This window comes from Kitasatospora sp. NPDC058046 (assembly GCF_042885595.1).
Classification (GTDB): domain Bacteria; phylum Actinomycetota; class Actinomycetes; order Streptomycetales; family Streptomycetaceae; genus Kitasatospora.
On sequence record NZ_JBHVRS010000026.1, the window covers coordinates 105,177 to 119,801 of the forward strand.

14 protein-coding genes are annotated in these 14,625 nt (G+C 73.1%); 8 read left to right on the forward strand and 6 right to left on the reverse strand.

Annotation, left to right across the window (positions count from 1 at the left end; all coding sequences use genetic code 11):
- Positions 1-141: 141 nt before the first annotated feature.
- From ACFVU7_RS37480 to ACFVU7_RS37500, 5 genes are all read left to right on the forward strand, one after another.
- Positions 142-627, forward strand: coding sequence for a DUF1453 domain-containing protein (locus ACFVU7_RS37480; protein WP_388050152.1), 486 nt, complete (start codon positions 142-144; stop codon positions 625-627).
- A 9-nt stretch (positions 628-636) separates the two neighbouring features.
- Complete coding sequence (locus ACFVU7_RS37485; RefSeq protein ID WP_388050155.1) at positions 637-1,833, forward strand: sensor histidine kinase; 1,197 nt, start codon at positions 637-639, stop codon at positions 1,831-1,833.
- A complete protein-coding gene (locus tag ACFVU7_RS37490; RefSeq protein WP_049650785.1) occupies positions 1,830-2,522 on the forward strand; it encodes a response regulator transcription factor in 693 nt (230 codons plus the stop codon). Before ACFVU7_RS37485 ends, ACFVU7_RS37490 begins: the two co-directional genes overlap by 4 nt.
- Positions 2,523-2,842: 320 nt before the next feature.
- A complete protein-coding gene (locus tag ACFVU7_RS37495) occupies positions 2,843-3,292 on the forward strand; it encodes a DUF485 domain-containing protein (RefSeq protein WP_181970691.1) in 450 nt (149 codons plus the stop codon).
- A complete protein-coding gene (locus ACFVU7_RS37500) occupies positions 3,289-5,070 on the forward strand; it encodes a cation acetate symporter (protein ID WP_234348313.1) in 1,782 nt (593 codons plus the stop codon). The genes ACFVU7_RS37495 and ACFVU7_RS37500 overlap by 4 nt, the downstream gene beginning before the upstream one ends.
- A 95-nt stretch (positions 5,071-5,165) precedes the next feature.
- On the opposite strand, the gene ACFVU7_RS37505 is transcribed toward ACFVU7_RS37500, so the two are convergent.
- Together ACFVU7_RS37505 and ACFVU7_RS37510 are read right to left on the reverse strand one after the other, a co-directional pair.
- On the reverse strand, positions 5,166-5,852 hold the full coding sequence (locus ACFVU7_RS37505; protein ID WP_049650784.1) for a response regulator: 687 nt from the start codon (positions 5,850-5,852) through the stop codon (positions 5,166-5,168).
- Positions 5,852-7,447 (reverse strand): sensor histidine kinase, encoded by a 1,596-nt coding sequence (locus ACFVU7_RS37510; RefSeq protein WP_117489753.1) that lies wholly within the window; start codon positions 7,445-7,447, stop codon positions 5,852-5,854. Before ACFVU7_RS37510 ends, ACFVU7_RS37505 begins: the two co-directional genes overlap by 1 nt.
- 271 nt (positions 7,448-7,718) lie before the next feature.
- Between ACFVU7_RS37510 and ACFVU7_RS37515 the strand changes: the two genes are divergently transcribed.
- Genes ACFVU7_RS37515 through ACFVU7_RS37525 form a run of 3 tightly spaced genes read left to right on the forward strand, consistent with a single transcriptional unit; the run spans position 7,719 to position 10,544 of the window.
- Positions 7,719-8,528 carry an ABC transporter ATP-binding protein gene (locus ACFVU7_RS37515; protein ID WP_049650781.1) on the forward strand — a complete coding sequence of 270 codons (810 nt, stop codon included), beginning with the start codon at positions 7,719-7,721 and terminating at the stop codon, positions 8,526-8,528.
- Positions 8,518-9,447 (forward strand): ABC transporter permease, encoded by a 930-nt coding sequence (locus ACFVU7_RS37520; RefSeq protein WP_380743594.1) that lies wholly within the window; start codon positions 8,518-8,520, stop codon positions 9,445-9,447. Before ACFVU7_RS37515 ends, ACFVU7_RS37520 begins: the two co-directional genes overlap by 11 nt.
- A gap of 35 nt (positions 9,448-9,482) precedes the next feature.
- Positions 9,483-10,544, forward strand: a complete 1,062-nt coding sequence (locus ACFVU7_RS37525) for an ABC transporter substrate-binding protein (protein ID WP_074005667.1) — start codon at positions 9,483-9,485, stop codon at positions 10,542-10,544.
- 57 nt (positions 10,545-10,601) lie between these two features.
- Here the strand turns inward: ACFVU7_RS37525 and ACFVU7_RS37530 are convergent, their stop codons facing one another.
- Genes ACFVU7_RS37530 through ACFVU7_RS37545 form a run of 4 tightly spaced genes read right to left on the reverse strand, consistent with a single transcriptional unit; the run spans position 10,602 to position 14,621 of the window.
- On the reverse strand, positions 10,602-11,504 hold the full coding sequence (locus tag ACFVU7_RS37530; RefSeq protein ID WP_117489758.1) for a sucrase ferredoxin: 903 nt from the start codon (positions 11,502-11,504) through the stop codon (positions 10,602-10,604).
- 38 nt (positions 11,505-11,542) lie between these two features.
- The gene (locus ACFVU7_RS37535; protein WP_388050160.1) at positions 11,543-12,280 is read right to left on the reverse strand and encodes a hypothetical protein; all 738 of its coding nucleotides are present in this window, start codon (positions 12,278-12,280) and stop codon (positions 11,543-11,545) included.
- Between the two features lie 19 nt (positions 12,281-12,299).
- Positions 12,300-13,358 carry a hypothetical protein gene (locus ACFVU7_RS37540; RefSeq protein ID WP_388050163.1) on the reverse strand — a complete coding sequence of 353 codons (1,059 nt, stop codon included), beginning with the start codon at positions 13,356-13,358 and terminating at the stop codon, positions 12,300-12,302.
- 12 nt (positions 13,359-13,370) lie between these two features.
- The gene (locus ACFVU7_RS37545; RefSeq protein WP_388050166.1) at positions 13,371-14,621 is read right to left on the reverse strand and encodes a hypothetical protein; all 1,251 of its coding nucleotides are present in this window, start codon (positions 14,619-14,621) and stop codon (positions 13,371-13,373) included.
- Between the last annotated feature and the right edge of the window lie 4 nt (positions 14,622-14,625).

Sequence of the window (14,625 nt, forward strand, 5' to 3'; positions counted from 1 at the left end):
GAGGGCCCTCCACCCACGGGTGGAGGGCCCTCGAGCCGCCGGTTCCACCCGTGCTCCACCCCGGCTCCGATCAGCGGGAAGCGCCGGATCCGTAGCGTCGGAGAGGTCAGCAAGAAGCCTCTCCTCGGGACGGAGAATCCGATGAGTTCCATCGCCAACATCCTCGTGGTCATCGCGGTGGTGGTCCTGGTGGTCCAGCGCCAGATGCGCGTCCAGCGGCTGGACACCGAGCGCCGGTTCTGGCTGCTGCCGCTGGTCCTGGGCGCGCTCGCGCTGCGCGACCCGCAGCTCGTCGACCACCAGCACAGCGCGGTCTCCGCCACGCTGCTGGTCGCCGGCCTCGTCGCCGTGCTCGCGATGGGTACGGTCTGGGGCTGGACCGTACGGATCTGGCGGGCCCCCGACGGCGGCGTCCTGGTCAAGGGCACCAAGGCCACCGTGGCCGCCTGGTGCGGGATGATCGCCATCCGGATCGGCCTGTACGCGGTCGGCTCGGCCCTGCACGTCCACCAGGCGGGCAGCACGCTGCTGCTGGGCATGGCGGTCCTGCTGCTGGTCCGCTCCGTCGTGGTGAACTGGAGGGCCCGCACGCTGGAGCCCGCGCGGACCGCCGCCGGACTGCGCTGACCCGCCGCCGTGAGCATCGAGGAGGCCCCCGTGGCCGGGTGGTACTGGACCCGCTGGCCGTCCCGGGAAGGGATCGGTCGTGAGGACGAGAGCCGGCCGCGGCGGGTCCTCACCGTGTTCGGCCGGACCGTCCTGGTGGTCGTCGTCGGCTGGGGGACCTTCTCCGGGGGCCGGTACGCCGGCTGGGCCGCGGCCGCCGCGGCGGCCGGGCTGGCCGCGGCCTTCGCCCTCAGCGCGGGGTACCTGCGGGTCACCCGGGAGCAGCGCCCGGCGGCCTCGTACCTGCTGGCCGCCGCCCTGGTCGGCGCGGGCTGGCTCGCCAACCAGGGGCTGGCCTACACGCTGGCCGACTTCCTCTGGATCGGGCTGGCCGTGACGGCCCTGATCCGGTTGCCGCCCGCGCCCGCGCTGTGCGCCGCGGCGGTCGCGCTGGGCTCGTACACGGCGGCCTCCCCGGCGAGCTGGCTCAGCATCGCCGCCACCATCGGAGGGTCCGTCCTGGTCGGCTTCCTGCTGCGGCTGGACATCGAGGCGCGCGGCACCGCCCGCCTGCTGCTCGCCCAGGAGCGGGCCGCCCGGGCCGCCGAGGCGGAGAGCGCGGCGCTCGCCGAACGGGCCAGGATCGCCCGGGAGATCCACGACGTGCTCGCCCACAGCCTCTCCGCGCAGCTCGTCCACCTGGAGGCGGCCCGGCTGATGCTGGACGCCGGGACGGACCGCGAGCAGGTCCGCGAACGGGTCGTCGCCGCCCGGCGGATGGCGCAGGACGGGCTGGCCGAGACCCGGCAGGCACTGTCCGCGCTGCGCGGGGAGTTCACCCCGGTCGGGGAGTTCCTGGTGGAGCTGACCGGGCGGGAGCGGGCCGCCCTCACCGTCACCGGCACGCCCCGGCCGCTCGCCGCCGAGGCCGCCCTCGCGGTGCGGCGCACCGCGCAGGAGGCGGTGACCAACGTCCGCAAGCACGCGTCCGGCGCCCGCTGCGCCGTCGAACTGCGCTACCTGGACGGCGTGGTGGAGCTGGAGGTGCGCAACACCCGGCCGCCGCGCGGCCCGTCCGCGGCCGAGCCGGCGTCGGGGGAGCTGGCGGCCAGCGGCAGCGGGTACGGTCTGCTGGGGATGCGCGAACGCGCGGAACTGCTCGGCGGCACGCTGCTGGCGGGCCCGGAGGACGGAGGGTGGCGCGTGCTGCTGCGGGTGCCGGCATGACGGAACCGGCGATCAGGGTGCTGGTCGCGGACGACCAGACGGTGGTGCGCGAGGGCATCGTGATGCTGCTGGGGCTGCTGCCCGGCATCGAGGTGGTCGGTGCGGCGGGGGACGGGGAGGAGGCCGTCGCCCTGGTGGAGCGTCATCACCCGGACGTGGTGCTGATGGATCTGCGGATGCCGCGCTGCGACGGCGTCGAGGCGACGAGGCGGATCCGCACGGCGCACCCGGAGACCGAGGTGGTGGTGCTCACCACCTACGCCGACGACGAATCGCTGTTCCCGGCGCTCCAGGCCGGGGCGCGCGGCTACCTCACCAAGGACGCCGGCGGCGAGGAGATCGCCCGGGCCATCGCGGACGTTCGCTCGGGCGCCGCCGGGCTCTCCCCGCAGATCCAACTCCGGTTGCTGGAAAGGCTTTCGGAGCAGCCCGGCGGCTCCGGGCCGGCCGCCGGGCCGCCGGTCGGCCGGCCGGGGGAGCTGCCCGACGGGCTGACCGTCCGGGAGGCCGAGGTGCTGGCGCTGATCGCCCAGGGGCTGTCCAACGCGGAGATCGCCCAACGGCTGTTCGTCAGCCAGGCCACCGTGAAGACCCACATCAACAATCTGTTCGCCAAGACCGCGGTACGGGACCGGGCTCAGGCGGTCGCCTACGCCTTCCGACACGGAATCACCGGGACGCAGCAGTAGTCCGATGAGTGTCTGTCGGATGATCGATCACCTCATCGAGTGAACGTATCTGCGATGGTCAGAGGCGTTGTCCTAGGGCCGCCATCATGGTTCGGGTCAGAACATCCGGCCGTCCAGGAGCATCAGTGCCACAGCAGCAGACGAGCAGCCCCGGCCAGGGGCAGCGATTCGACTGGTGGGCCGCTCCGGCCGCCGGCACCCCCGTTGAGCCCGCCGAGCCATCGGCTGCGCACCGCCGGTCGGCGGTACCGGCGCAGTCGGGCCCCATCCGTACGGAGCACACCCGTCCGGACCGGTCGGCAGAGGCAGTCGGCGAGCCTGTGGCCGTCGGCGCACCGATCCACGGGCCCGCCGTCGAGCCGTTCGCCCAGAGCACCCCCGTCGACCAAGCGGCCCCGGCCGCACCGCACGCACCCCTCGGGTCCCTCGCGCCACGAGACGAGGAACCGGTCGCCGACCGGACCGAGGTCTACCGGGAGGTCCAGGCCAGCGCGGCCTTCCGGCAGATCCGCCGCAGCTACCGGACCTTCGTCTTCCCCATCACCGGCGGCTTCCTCGCCTGGTACCTGCTGTACGTCGCCGCCCAGGCCGGTGCCCCCGACCTGATGCGCCGCGCGGTGGCCGGCCCGCTCAACGTGGCCTGGCTGCTGGGACTTCTGCAGTTCGCCTCGACCTTCCTGCTCGCCTGGCTCTACGCCCGCAACGCCCGGACCAAGCGCGACCGCGCCGCCCTGGGCCTGCGCTGGGACACCCAGGACCAGCTGCGATGACGACCCTGATGGCCACCGTGCCCACCGACGCGGCCGTGGCCGCCGTGAGGACCGCCGCGCGGACCGTGGTGTCGACCGCCACCCCGCCCCCGGTCGCCCCCACCGGCGACCACCACTCGCTCGCCATCGCGCTGTTCGCTGTCGTCGTCCTGGTCACCCTGGGGGTCACCCTCTGGGTCGGCCGCCAGGGCAACGCCGCCGAGGACTTCTTCGCCGGCGGCCGCGACTTCACCCCGCTGCAGAACGGCTTCGCGCTCTCCGGCGACTACCTGTCCGCGGCCTCCTTCCTGGGCGTCGCCGGGCTGATCGCGCTCTACGGCTACGACGGCGTGCTCTACAGCATCGGCTTCCTGGTCGCCTGGCTGGTCGTGCTGATGCTGGTCGCCGAGCTCGTCCGCAACGCCGGCCGGTACACCCTCGCCGACGTGCTCGCGCTGCGGCTGCGCCGCCGCAAGGTGCGCGCCGCGGCCGGCGGCGCCAGCGTCGTGGTCACCCTGCTCTACCTGGTGGCCCAGATGGTCGGCGCCGGTTCGCTGGTCGCCCTGCTGCTCGGCACCGGCAGCCCGCACGCCCGCACCTGGACCATCATCGCGGTCGGCGCCCTGATGATCGTCTACGTCACCATCGGCGGGATGCGGGCCACCACCTGGATCCAGATCATCAAGGCCTTCCTGCTGACCGGCGGTTCGGTGCTGCTGACGGTGCTGCTGGTGGTCCGCTTCCACGGGGACCTCGGCGAGCTGATGCGCCAGGCCGCCGACCACAGCGGTGCCGGGCACCGCTACCTGGAGCCCGGGCTCAAGTACGGCGGCAGCCTCACCAGCCGGCTGGACTTCGTCAGCCTCGGCCTCGCCCTGGTGCTCGGCACCGCGGGCCTGCCGCACATCCTGTCCCGCTTCTACACGGTGCCCACCGCGCGGGCCGCCCGCCGCTCCACGATGTGGGCGATCGGCCTGGTCGGCAGCTTCTACCTGATGGCCATCGTGCTCGGCCTCGGCGCCACCGCGCTGATCGGCTCGGCCGAGGTGCGGCACGCCAACTCGGCCGGGAACACCGCCGTTCCGCTGCTCGCCCTGGTGCTCGGCGGCGGCAACGGCAGCACCGGCGGGGTGGTGCTGTTCGCCCTGATCTCGGCGATCGCCTTCGCCACCATCCTCGCCGTGGTCGCCGGGCTCACCCTGGCCTCCTCGGCGGCCTTCGCCCACGACGTCTGGGCCGGCGCCTGGCGCGCCCGGCCCGCCCGCGAGCAGGCGAAGAACGGTCGCGGCCGCCGTCGTCGGGGTGAGACCGTCCCGGCCTCCCGGTCGGAGGAGTCGGTGTCCGGGATCAGCGAGCAGCAGGAGGTGGTGGTCGCCCGGTTCGCCGCCGCAGGGATCGGTGCGACGGCGATCGTGATCAGCCTCTTCGCCCAGCAGCTGAACGTCGCCTTCCTGGTCGGCCTGGCCTTCGCCGTCGCGGCCTCGTCGAACCTGCCGGTGCTGCTGTACAGCCTGTTCTGGTCGCGGTTCACCGCCCGCGGCGCGGTCTGGGCGGTGTACGGCGGGCTGGTCCCGGCGATCGTGCTGGTGTTCTTCTCGCCGGTGGTGTCCGGCTCCCACGAGGCGCTCTTCCCCGGCCTCGACTTCCACTGGTTCCCGCTGGAGAACCCGGGCCTCGTCTCCATCCCGCTCGGCTTCCTCGCCGGGTGGCTCGGGACGGTCACCTCGTCCGAGCCCGCCGACCCGGACCGGTTCGCCGAGCTGGAGGTACGCGCTCTCACCGGTGCGGGCGCGGCCTGAGCCGTCGCGCCCGGGGAACCCCGGCGGGCCTGGGGCCGCCGGGGTTCCCCCCTGTCCGGGCCCGGTCCGGCGGTCATCGGCCCTGACCGGAACGGCTACGCCCGTGCCGCCAGGCCGTAGCGGTGCTCCGGGCGGCCGGTGTCGCCGTACCGCAGGGTCAGCCGCAGCCGGCTGTCCCGTTCCAGCTGCTTGAGGTAGCGCTGCGCGGTGGAGCGGCTCAGCCCGGTGGCGTCGGCGACCTCCTGGGCGGAGAGCGGCCGGCCGGCCCGGCGCAGGACGCCCATCACCAGGTCGGTGGTGGGCGCCGAGTGGCCCTTGGGAAGCGGCCCGGCCGGGGCGGCGGCGCTGCGCAGGGTCGCGAACAGCCGGTCCACCTCGTCCTGGCCGGCCTCCCGGGCCGGCGCGGCGAGCGCGTGCCGCAGCTGCGCGTACGCCACCAGCTTCTCCCGCAGCCCGGCGAAGGTGAACGGTTTGACCAGGTACTGGAGCGCGCCGTGCTGCATCGCGGCGTGCACCGTCGACACGTCCCGGGCGGCCGTCACCATCATCACGTCGCAGGCCACCTGGCGTTCCCGCAGCCGGCGCACCAGGGCCAGGCCGGTCTCGTCCGGCAGGTGGTGGTCGAGCAGCAGCAGGTCCACCGGTCGGCGCTCCAGGGCGGCCAGTGCCTCCCCGGCCGAGTGCGCGGTGCCGGTCACCCGGAAGCCGGGGACCTTGGCCACGTAGGCGGCGTGCACGTCCGCGACCCGGAAGTCGTCGTCCACCACGAGTACGTCGATCATCACGCCTCCACGAGCTGGGTGGTGAGCAGGGCCTCGGGCAGCTCGACGGTGAACCGGGCACCGCCGAGCGGCCCGGTGTCGAGCACGATCCGGCCGCCGGTCCGTTCGACCAGCCGCCGCACCATCGCCAGCCCCAGCCCGCGTGGACGGTGCGCGGGCGCGTCCTTGCTGCTCCACCCCTCTTCGAAGACCTGCTCGCGCAGCTCCTCCGGCACGCCCGGGCCGCTGTCCGCGACCTGCAGCAGCAGCGTTGGGCCGGCCGCCGCCAGGCTCACCTCCACCCGGCCCCCGCCACCCGCGGCCAGCGCGTCCACCGCGTTGTCGATCAGGTTGCCGAGCACCGTCACCAGCGCCCGGGCGTCCACCACCGCGTCCGGCAGGTGCGCCGCCGGGGCCAGCGCCAGCCGCACCCCGCGCTCGCCCGCCACCGCGCTCTTGCCCGCCAGCAGCGCCGCCACGTGCGGGTCCTGCACCTGCTCGGCGATCCGCGCCGCGACCACCGCGTGCGAGCCGGACTGCTCCGAGATGAACGCCACCGCCTGCTCGTGACGGCCCAGTTCCAGCAGGCCCAGCAGGGTGTGCATCCGGTTGGCGTGCTCGTGGTCCTGGGCCCGCAGCGCCTCGGTCAGGCTGCGGGTGGTGTCCAGCTCGCGGACCAGCGACTCCAGCTCGGTGCGGTCCCGCAGGGTCACCACCGCGCCGCCCTCGGGCGTGGCCGTCCGGTTGACCACCAGCACCCGGTCGTCCCGGACGGCCGGCAGGTCGGCGCCGGCGATCCGCCCGGCGAGCACGTCCGCCAGCCGGCCCGGCGGCAGCACCGCGCCGATCGGGCGGCCGGCGCAGTCCTCGGGCAGGCCGAGCAGCCGGAACGCCTCGTCGTTGGCCAGCCGGATCCGGCCGTGCTCGTCCAGCGCCACCATGCCCTCGCGGATGCCGTGCAGCATCGCCTCCCGCTCCACCAGCAGCGCGGAGATGTCGGCCAGCGCGATGTTGTGGGTGCGGCGCTTGAGGCGGCGGGCCAGGAGGAGGGTGGCGAGCGTCCCGGCGGCGAGGCCGGCGCCCGCGCACAGCAGGATCCCGGTGAGCATCTTCAGCAGCCGGCGGCGGATCGAGTCGTCGCTGATGCCGACCGAGACCTCGCCGACGATCCGGCCGTCCGCCATCCGCAGCGGCACCTTGCCCCGGGCGGTGCGGCCCAGGGTGCCCTGCTGGATGGCGGTGACGCTGCGGCCGCTGAGGGCGGGCTCCGGGTCGGTGCTGACCCGCTGGCCGATCCGGCCCGGGTCGGTGTGCGAGAGCCGGATGCCGTCCAGGTCGGTGACCACGACGAAGCTGGCGCCGGTGGCCAGCCGGATCTGCTCGGCGTTGCGCTGCGCGGCCACCACGTCGCGGCCGGCGGCGGCCCGGGCGATGTTCTCGTCGGTGGCGGTGGCCTGGGCGATCGACAGCGCCCGCTGCATCGCGTCGTGGTCCAGCTCGCTGCTGACCGGGGCCAGGAACAGCCCGGCGGTCACGGCGGTGACACCGACGGTGACGACGGTCTGGCTCAGCAGCAGTTGGGCGAAGACCCGGCGGGGCCGGCGGGCGAGCTTCATCCGGGCCTCCTCTCGGCGGCTGCGGGGGAATCGGATGTCCGGGAGCGGGGATGGGAGCGGGGGGCGGGGTGGGGGGCGCCTCCGGTGGGGTGGGTCGGGACACCCTATGTTTCCGCGCTGTTTCTGTCAGCCGCGTCCCCGCAGTTGTAGCGCAAGCAAAACGAGCAGAACACCCCTCTATGCGGAGAAGTCGCACTACGCGAAGAAGGCTCCCGCCGGGGCCGGGCCCGCTCCTACCTTTCCGGGGCAAGCACAGAACCGGGAGGAATGCATGACCGAGACCCCGGCGATCGAGCTGACCGGCGCGACCAAACGCTTCCGCACCCCCTCGGGGGCGTTGCACACCGCCGTCCGCGATCTCGATCTGACCGTCGCCCAGGGCGAGTTCGTCGCCGTCGTCGGCCCCACCGGCTGCGGCAAGTCCACCACGCTGACCCTGGTCAGCGGCCTGGAGGAGCCCACCGAGGGCGAGGTCCGGGTGTACGGCGAGCCCGTGCGCGGGATCGACCCCAAGGTCGGGTTCGTCTTCCAGCAGGACGCCGTCTTCCCCTGGCGCACCGTCCTGTCCAACGTGATGGCCGGCCCGCGCTTCCGCGGCGTGCCCGCCGCCGAGGCCAGGGAACGGGCCCGGGACTGGCTCGGCCGGGTCGGCCTGGCCGCCTTCGAGGACCGCTACCCGCACCAGCTGTCCGGCGGCATGCGCAAGCGCGTCGCGCTCGCCCAGACCTTCGTCAACGACCCGGCGATCCTGCTGATGGACGAGCCGTTCTCGGCCCTGGACGTGCAGACCCGGGCCCTGATGTCGGACCAGCTGCTGGAGCTGTGGGCCGGTACCGGCTCGTCGGTCGTCTTCGTCACCCACGACCTGGACGAGGCCATCGCGCTCGCCGACCGGGTCGTCGTCATGACGGCCGGACCGGCCACCGTCAAGGAGGTCTTCACCGTCGACCTGCCGCGCCCGCGCACCGTGGAGGCCGTCCGGCTGGAACCGAGGTTCGTCGAGCTGTACCGCGAGATCTGGGCCTCGCTCGGCGAAGAGGTGCGCATCACCCGGGAGAGAGGAGCGGGTCGTGCCGCTTGAGACCGCGTCCGATTCCGTGCCCGAGTCCGTGTCGGGAGCCGTGTCGGGAGCCGCGCCGGGAGCCGCGCCGGCCGGCGCCGGGAAGCCCCCGGCCGTCACGACGAGGACCGAGGCCCGCGAACGGGCCGCCCGCAACCGCCGGTTGGTCGTCTACGGCGCCCGGGTCGCGGTGCTGCTCGCCTTCCTCGGGCTCTGGGAGGTCTGCGCCCGCACCGACGTCATCGACCCGTTCAACTTCTCCCAGCCGTCGAGGATCTGGGACCAGATCTGGCAGTGGGTCACCCACGGCACCGCGCAGGGCTCGCTCGGCGAGCAGATCGGCTACACCCTGTACGAGGCCCTCGCCGGCTGGGTGATCGGCGTCATCGGCGGCGTGCTGCTGGGCATCGCGCTCGGCCGGATCCGCTTCCTGGCCGACGTGTTCGGGCCGTACATCAAGGTGCTCAACGCGATCCCGCGGATCGTGCTCGCGCCGATCTTCCTGATCTGGTTCGGCCTCGGCCCGGCCTCCAAGGTCGCCTCCGCGGTGGTGCTGGTGTTCTTCCCGGTGTTCTTCAACGCCTTCCAGGGCGCCCGCGAGGTCGACCGCAACCTCGTCGCCAACGCCCGCATCCTGGGCGCCGACAACCGCAGGGTCACCCTCCAGGTGGTCATCCCCGCCGCCACCACCTGGATCTTCACCAGCCTGCACGTCAGCTTCGGCTTCGCGCTGATCGGCGCCATCGTCGGCGAGTACATCGGCGCCACCAAGGGCCTCGGCCTGCTCGTCGCGGCCGCCCAGGGCACCTTCAACGCGGCCGGCGTGTACGCGGCCATGACCATCCTCGCCGTCGTCGCGCTGCTCACCGAGGGGCTGCTGACCTTCGCCGAGAAGAAGCTGTTCCGCTGGAAGCCCGCCGACGCGGGCGACGGCCGCTGAACCTCCCCCGCCCGTACGAAGAGAGGCCCCCACCCATGCGCAGAACGGCTGCCGCCGCCCTCGCCGCCCTCCTGCTCCTCCCGCTCTCCGCCTGCGCCAACGACGCCGCCACCGCCGGACACGGCGCGGTCGCCGCCCCCGCCGGGCAGCAGGTCGACGGACCCAAGGTCAAGATCATGGTCGGTGGCCTGGACAAGGTCATCTACCTGCCCGCGATGCTCACCCAGCGGCTCGGCTACTTCGCCGAGGCCGGCGTCAACGTCGAGCTGATGACCGAACCGGCCGGCGTCAACGCCACCACCGCGCTGCTCGCCGGGGACGTCCAGGGCGCCGTCGGCTTCTACGACCACACCATCGACCTCCAGGCCAAGGGCAAGAAGGTCGAGTCCGTGGTGCAGTTCGCCCAGGCGCCCGGCGAGGTCGAGGTGGTCTCCAGCAAGCAGGCCGACGCGATCAGGTCCGGCGCCGACTTCAAGGGGAAGAAGCTCGGCGTCACCAGCCTCGGCTCCTCGACCGACTTCCTCACCAAGTACCTCGCGGTCAAGAACGGCACCGCCGTCAGCGAGTTCAGCCCGATCGCGGTCGGCGCCGGCCAGACCTTCATCGCCGCGCTCCAGCAGGGCAGCATCGACGCCGGGATGACCACCGACCCGACCGTCGCCGCCGTCCTGGACAAGGGCCTCGGCAAGGTCCTCTACGACATGCGCACCCCCGAGGGCTCGCGCGAGGCGCTCGGCGGGCTCTACCCGTCCTCGTCGCTGTACATGAACACCGACTGGGTGGAGAAGAACAAGGACACCACCCAGAAGCTCGCCAACGCCTTCGTGAAGACCCTCACGTGGATGTCCACCCACAGCCCCGAGGAGATCGCCGCGAAGATGCCCGCCGACTACGCCCAGGGCGGCGCCGAGCAGTACGCGGCGGCGATCAAGGCGACGCTGCCGATGTTCACCACGGACGGCGTGATGCCGGCCGACGGGCCGAAGACGGTGCTCTCGGTGCTCGCCGCGTTCCACCCGGACGTGAAGGGCAAGGAGGGGTCGATCGACCTGGCGAAGACCTACACCACGGAGTTCGTCGCCAAGGCCGCCGGCTGAGCCCCGCCGCTGACAGCGGTCCCGCGCCCACCCCCACGGGCGCGGGACCGTTGTGCGTCAGACCCCTCGGACGGACAGCACGTCCATCCGCGACGGCGTCCCCGCCGCCTTGCCGCAGCTCTCCGGCCGCGCCGGCTCGCTCACCGTCTCGATCACGTCCACCTCCCAGGACCGGCCGTCCCGGTGCAGCACCGTCACCAGCCAGCGGCGCTCACCGTCCGGCCGCTGGACGAGCGTCAACGCGTCCACCCCGGTCTCGCCGGTCGCCAGCCGCACCGCGTGCTCGGCCGCCTGGCCCGGACGCTCCCAGCCCGAACAGCCGCGCGACCACTCCGGCACCGTGTGCCCGGCCGCCGTCGCCGCCAGCACCTCCTTGGCGGTCTCCGGCGTCAGCCGCCCGTACGCGTAGCCGTACGGCAGCACCAGCATCGTGGGGGAGAAGCGGTGCCCGCCCAGGTGGGTGACCTCCCACACCTCGCTGTGCCCGGCCGCCGCCAGCTCCGCCGCGAGCGGACGGCCCAGCAGCGCGCAGCAGCGGTCCCGCCGCCCGTTGGTGCACACCAGGGCCACCGGGCCGCCGACGTGCTCCGCACCGAAGCCGGTGTGGTCCCCGGCGCCCAGCGCCGCGAAGTCCAGGCCCAGCAGCTCCGCCGGATCCGCCACCGCCGCCCGGCGCACCCAGTCGCGGCCCGGCACCGTGTGCGCCACGAGCACCTCGTGGCGCGGGGTCGGCAGGCAGTCGGCATGCCGCCCGGGCCGGCGGATCAGCGCCACCCGCACGCCCGTCCCGGCCGCGGCCGCCTCCAGCGCCCGCCCCACCGCCGCGTCCAGATGGCTCTCGCCCAGCGCCTTCGCGCCCCACGGCCCGTTCTGCTCCACCAGCAGCCAGGTGCTCGCCACCGCCGCCGTCGCGGCCAGCGGCTCCGAAAGTTCACGCGACACGGTCGCACAAGTGCTCACGCCGGCAAGGCTACCCTCAGCTGATCACCCTCACTCGATCACCCGAAGGCGGCCTTCACCCGCTGCGCGACCTCCTCGTCCACCGTGTCGTACATCGGCTCGGAGACGGTCGGGAGGTCGGCGAACTCCAGGTGGATGCTGCGGACGACGTCCGCGAACAGCTCCGAGTACAGCACCCAGTCCTCCGGGCACGGGGTGCTCAGCTCCAGCGAGAGCAGCTGCGACTCGTTCGGCAGCGGCAGGTGCACCTGGATCACCGAGGTGGTCAGCACCCCGTCGACGAGCGGGACCGCCAGGCCGTCGAGCGGGGTCGACCCGTCGTCCACCGTGGTCGCCACCGCGTCGATCACCGCGACGGCCCGCCCGGCCGGCAGCTCGACCGCGGTCACCTCCGCCTCCGGACGGGACAGGGCCAGCCGGGTGAGCAGGAAGTCCACCGCGCCGGGGTAGTCGGTGCCCTCCAAGGGGCACAGCGAGGCGGTAATCGTGGCCATGCTCGGACGGCCGTCCACGTCCACCAGGCACATCCCGGCGTGGATCACCCCGGCCTCGGCCATCGACGGGATCAGCCCGGCCAGCGTCATGGCCCAGGCGGCCCGGTCCTCCTCGGACCGGGAGGCCAGTACCTCGCAGACCATTTCCCAGAGCTCCTCCGCCACCTGTTCCTCGGTGCCGAACACGGGTACCTGGTGGAAGGCGGGCGGGACGATGAAGCGGATCTGGAGTGGTGCGTCCTCAGCGGGATCGGGGCGGTCGGCTGTCTGAGTGCCGGACATCGGGAGCCTTCCACTGAGGTCATGCGGGCTTGCGGATGCGGTTGCGGGTGTCCAGCCAGGACGGCGGGACGGGGACCGGGACGCCGTACGTACGGGCCTCGATCAGCAGGTCGAGGTAGGCGTCGGCACGCTCGCGCAGGCCGGAGCGGCGCCAGGTCCAGAGCTCCCTCAGCGCGGGGACTGCAGCGAGCAAGCCGATGGCGATCAGGCCCGTCCCCAGGGAGACGAGCTGTCGGCGGTACTCGGCACCGGCGGGGTCCATGCCCATGGGAGCGACGACCATGCCGGCGACCACGGTGAGGAGGAACGTCCTGCCCCAGAGGCTGATCCACCGGCGGGACCGCTGCACGGCGGTGAGCAGTCCCCGGACCGCCTGTTCGTCTAGGAAGTCGACGCCGTGCGGAGCACTGAGTTCGCGGGCCCGGCCGGCCAGGGCCCAGTGGCGCGCGAGTGCTGCGGTCGGCAGTACCGGGAACTTCGGGTCGATCACGGCGTCGGCCGGCCACCACGAGGTCGGCTGTGTCGCGGCCGGCTGCGGGGGAGCCGGACTGGTGGAGGACGTGCCCCGGGCGGCCGGCGGCTGTGGTGGAGCGGTCGCGCCTTCCTCCCACGAGGCCCGCTCGGCGGCGACTCCCCACTCGGGGGGGATCGTGACCGTCAGACCGGCTCCCCGTGCCCGGTTCAACAGGCCCACGTACGTGGTGAAGTGCACGGAGGCGGTCTTCTTCTCCGCCTCCCAGGACATGCCGCGGATCCCGATCCAGATGCCGACGGGGATCGCAAGGACGGCCGCCACCAGGCCGGCCACCTGTCGTCCCTCGGCCGGCGAACTCATCGATGCGCCGAAGAACACGGCACCCGCGATTCCCCCGATGATGAACAGGCCGGCCAGTTCGGAGTACCAGTCCTGCTGGTTCCGCATCCGCAGGTGCTTGGTCACCACATCGCGGGCCACGTAGTCGTGCAGCAGGTTGATTCCGTAGAGCGTTTCGGCCCGTCGCGCGGCCTCGGCCACTTCGGGCACCGAGGCGATCCGTCCGCCCTCGACGGGGAGCGTGGCATGGAGGTCCTTGGCCATGGGTCTCTCCTCTCAGCCGACGGCGTTCAGGAACGGGGCGGACGCCGGCCGGACTGCGGGCCTCGCGAGCGGCCCGGGAAGCACGACGGGCTGCGCCGCCGCCCTTCTCTCGATTGCTTTGTCCACTTGCTTGTACGCGCCGTAGACGATCGAGGCCGCCTTCGCACTGGCCGTGACCTTCGCGGGATCGAGCGCCGACAAGCGGGACGCGACCTTGTCCGAGAAGACGCGGGCGACATTGGGCGCTCTTTCCGACTGGCTGAGCCAGCTCGCGCCTTTGGGTATCCACGTGGTGACGGCCTTGGTCGACATCGGAAGCCTGGCCATGGCGAGCGCGCTGCCGCCGGCGTTCGCGGCTCGGGTTCCCTTGGCGGCGGTGGCGAAGCCCTTGACCAGCCCGTAGCCGGGGATCAAGCCCAACGAGTCCAGTCCGAGGGTCATCCACGACACGTCCTTGCCACGGAGCTTGGCGATGCCGTGCCCGCTCAGCGCGCCCGCGCTCGTCAGCACGGCTCCGGCGACCAGCACCGGACCGAACGGGGTGAACAGCGCGGCGATCGTCAGTCCGGCCGAGATCATGGACAGGATGTCGGCATGGTCGGACAGGAAGTCCAACGACTTGTTCCAGGCCTTTTTCACGTTGTCCAGCATCCGCTTGAACAGGCCCGGGTCCGGCGGGTGGTGACGGGACGCCTCCACGATTGCCTTGGCGGCGGCCTCGGCCTTGTGCCCGTGGTCCTCCAGCTGCTTGTGGGCGCGCTTGATGACCTCGTCGAGCTGGTGGTGGCAGCGGGTGCTGGCCTCCCGGGCCGCGTCGAACTGCGCCTGGGCGCGGTTGATCACGTTGTCGGCGGTCTGCCCGCCGTTCTGCGCGTAGCCCTTCAGGGTGTTGCCGAGGGAGGTGACCTGGCCGTCCGTGTCGGCCAGCCGCGTGCGCAGCTCGACGGCTTCGGCCTCCATCGTGCGGCCGGTGGTGATCATGCCGGAGAGCTGGGTGTGCCAGGCCTTGAGGGCCCGCGAGCAGGCGGCCATCGACTCGTGGCCCTGGGTGAGGTACTTGGGCAGTTGGCCCAGCTTGTCGGCGAACTTGCGGGCCGCCTCGCCCTCCCAGGCGCCGCCGTCGGAGCCGATGCCGGCGAGTGCGCTCCGCAGTTCTTCCAGTTCCCGGGCTACGGCGTCGACGTCCGCGTACATCTTGGCGATGCCCGCCAGGTCCCCCGGGGCTGGGCAGAAGCCGAGGCCCGGCCAGTTCTTGTCACCCATGGTG

Coding starts and splice junctions, on each gene's coding strand:
- ACFVU7_RS37500 (WP_234348313.1), top strand. CDS start 3,289: ATGACGACCCTGATGGCCACCGTGCCCACCGACGCGGCCGTGGCCGCC.
- ACFVU7_RS37535 (WP_388050160.1), bottom strand. CDS start 12,280: ATGTCCGGCACTCAGACAGCCGACCGCCCCGATCCCGCTGAGGACGCA.
- ACFVU7_RS37480 (WP_388050152.1), top strand. CDS start 142: ATGAGTTCCATCGCCAACATCCTCGTGGTCATCGCGGTGGTGGTCCTG.
- ACFVU7_RS37525 (WP_074005667.1), top strand. CDS start 9,483: ATGCGCAGAACGGCTGCCGCCGCCCTCGCCGCCCTCCTGCTCCTCCCG.
- ACFVU7_RS37490 (WP_049650785.1), top strand. CDS start 1,830: ATGACGGAACCGGCGATCAGGGTGCTGGTCGCGGACGACCAGACGGTG.
- ACFVU7_RS37505 (WP_049650784.1), bottom strand. CDS start 5,852: ATGATCGACGTACTCGTGGTGGACGACGACTTCCGGGTCGCGGACGTG.
- ACFVU7_RS37545 (WP_388050166.1), bottom strand. CDS start 14,621: ATGGGTGACAAGAACTGGCCGGGCCTCGGCTTCTGCCCAGCCCCGGGG.
- ACFVU7_RS37515 (WP_049650781.1), top strand. CDS start 7,719: ATGACCGAGACCCCGGCGATCGAGCTGACCGGCGCGACCAAACGCTTC.
- ACFVU7_RS37510 (WP_117489753.1), bottom strand. CDS start 7,447: ATGAAGCTCGCCCGCCGGCCCCGCCGGGTCTTCGCCCAACTGCTGCTG.
- ACFVU7_RS37540 (WP_388050163.1), bottom strand. CDS start 13,358: ATGGCCAAGGACCTCCATGCCACGCTCCCCGTCGAGGGCGGACGGATC.